The following is a 2643-nucleotide window of genomic DNA, read 5'->3' as shown; positions in this document are numbered from 1 at the left end:
TATATATACTATCAAAGCAAGATTTATAATCCATTGTAGCATAATATCTAAATTTAAAATTACATATTCTCCAGATTCGAGAATCTGCAAATGAATTGATTGACTCAAATGGAGATATTCTAAAATAATTTCCAGTTTGCTGTACTGTATTCCTTCCTGTTCGTTTAGATTGTAATTGAAAGTATTGGGTAGCTTTGTTTAGTTTTGATTTGTAATACAATGCTGTGTTTTTTTTATGATAGCGTATTGAAAAACAATGCTTAACTTCGAAAAAATTGAGAATATCTTTTTGATAACACTCCATAAATAGGAATATATTTAATGCTGATAATGGTTGGACAACGCTCATTTCACGAGTAGAAGTCGTTCCTTTAAGTATATTATATTTTAGTGGCATTGTAGCCCAGCCTTTTTTAAATAATATTTTTTCTCCCTGAGCAGCTATTTTTCTATATTTTTCAGTTAAGTATAAAAGGACTTTATGCTGTTCTTTTTGAAGAAGAAAATCATAAAATGAGCGAAATGAAAATAATTCTGATAGTTCAACAGGAAGTAAATCAGTTAAAATGTAATCAAGTTTGTTTCGTTCGAGTCCTTTCCAACCCATTGACATTCTCCTCTATTTTCTATATACTCTACTCAAGCAAGTCAGACTTGCAGTGTTGGGGTTTCCTAGCACACACATCATCGGCACTGGGCACGGCTTGACCGACACAGTGTTTAGAACATAGCTACGGCAAATGTTCCGGAGCGGCAAGGGAAACCTAGCCGCTTCGTCATTTAACAGCCTACCTTCGTTTCTATAAGATATCTTCTTGCTAAATTACCATAACTTTGTTTTTTTCCATTCCTATCTGTATTACTAATTCCAATTTTTGCACACAACTTAATAAGCGAATGGTAGTCGTAACCAATATGCTCAACAAGTAACAGCGTTTTATTTATTCTCATGTTTTCGAGTAAATTATAGCCTGATTTACCTTTGGAACCTTTAATAAAATACGGTACAGTAATAGAAGCACGATTAAATGCCTCCTCAATCATATTTTTTAAAAAATTCTCTGTATCACTTTCTAAAAGCCCTGTATCAAGCAAATAGCGTAGTTCGCCGTAATTTGTAATAAATCCCCTTACTTTCCAAACATCAGATTTAAACCTTTTGCTTAGATAAACTGAACGTGATGAAAACGTAGAAATTCTATGACGTAATAGTTCCAAATTGTTATAATCCTTATGGTTGGAATCTGTATAACACAATATCAATTCGTCAAGACGCTTATCATACTTGTTACGTTTGTTTTGCGTAATCCCATATTTAATTTTTACTTTTTTATCTTGAACATTCAGCCAATATTCATAACCAAGATAATCGAACGAAAATGTACCATTACCCATGTTACGTTTTGAAATGTAAACAAACTTACTATTGTTAAGTCTCGTTTTACATTTTGGCTTAACATCTATTAGTTTGTCCTTAAATACACTATCAATGGCTTTCAGCAAAATGCCGTGGCATTCAGATAACTCAATATGTCCATTGAATATAACTACCGCATCGTCAATATATCGTTCAAAAAAAATAATACCTTTATTAATAAACGCTCGTCTTATATATTCATCAAAGTGCTTGGCGATAATTTCAGCAATCACGTTTGATGTACAAAATCCAGCGTATGCGAATTTTGTTCTTACCACAAATTCTTTAATAAGTTCTATTTCAAATCGATCAGATAGCTTCATTTTCAAGATTTTTTCAAACACATAAACTGCTGACACAGAATTGAAATAATCCTTAAAATCGAATTTTACGATTGTGAAATCTGACATTTGTTTGATAGCAGTTAATGCACCAAACAACATTCTTACAGATTTGTTACGGTTGGGATACTTGATACTGAATGCCCTGTCAATCATTTGTTTAATGCATTGGCATAAAACATTCTCGACAGAATACAAGTCTTTGAATTGTTTTACAAATCTTTTTTTCCCATTTTGATTTAGCACTATAGACTCAGAATTAGTAAAATCGTATTGTGCATTCATTACTGCTTCCTTTACAGCTATAACAATTTCGTCAATTTCTTCATCTGTTTTTTTAGTTTCTTTGTCGATAGCGGCTTGATGTTTTACCGCTCGTGCAATATCATCATCGAACCGCATATTATATCCTCCTAGTTACATGAGTAGAAATTTGGACTTTTTTCAATTCTTCATTATATTTTTTTATAGATTCACATAATTCAGTATTATCTGGTTTAAGAGTGAATTGTTTTTTACCAAAATTATCTAAAAATGCTTTATCAACTTTTTTAACTATATAATTATAAAACACTTGTATTTCATATAATAATATAGTAATAAATTGGAAATTTTGAAGTCTTTTAACTTGAGAAAAATCAATTTTATAATCTGTTGTAAAGATTATTTTATCAACAAAGAAACCCAAATGATCTGTATTCATATATCTAAAATCAATAAATATGTTCTTAATTTCTTCTAATGATTTTTCAATAGTCTTTTTTGGGTATGTAGTACTTTCAAATTTTTTACGAAAGGCTTCTGGCATTTTATAATATAATTCTTTTAGATCATGGATTGTGAAAACATTATCCTCATTTATTAATATGCTTTTCATTCCTAATT

Annotated in this window: 3 protein-coding genes; all 3 read right to left on the bottom strand. The window is 30.3% G+C overall.

Features of this window, described 5'->3' with window-relative positions; translation table 11 throughout:
* Positions 1 to 607 (bottom strand): hypothetical protein (locus tag ACYVRH_RS11625; protein WP_461257079.1); only part of this gene is annotated, 607 nt, incomplete at its 3' end.
* Positions 608 to 780: 173 nt separating this feature from the next.
* Positions 781 to 2160 (bottom strand): reverse transcriptase domain-containing protein, encoded by a 1380-nt coding sequence (locus ACYVRH_RS11620; protein WP_461257078.1) that lies wholly within the window; start codon positions 2158 to 2160, stop codon positions 781 to 783.
* Between the two features lies 1 nt (position 2161).
* Positions 2162 to 2643, bottom strand: a 482-nt coding sequence (locus tag ACYVRH_RS11615; RefSeq protein WP_461257077.1) for a hypothetical protein, incomplete at its 5' end; no start/stop codon positions are given.

Source organism: Treponema sp. R80B11-R83G3 (assembly GCF_054786115.1).
Note: the sequence above shows the minus strand (reverse complement) of the source record. Positions and strands in the feature narration are given on the sequence as shown.

Excerpts from the sequence above, each read along its gene's own strand:
- ACYVRH_RS11620 (WP_461257078.1), bottom strand. The coding sequence starts at position 2,160 with ATGCGGTTCGATGATGATATTGCACGAGCGGTAAAACATCAAGCCGCT.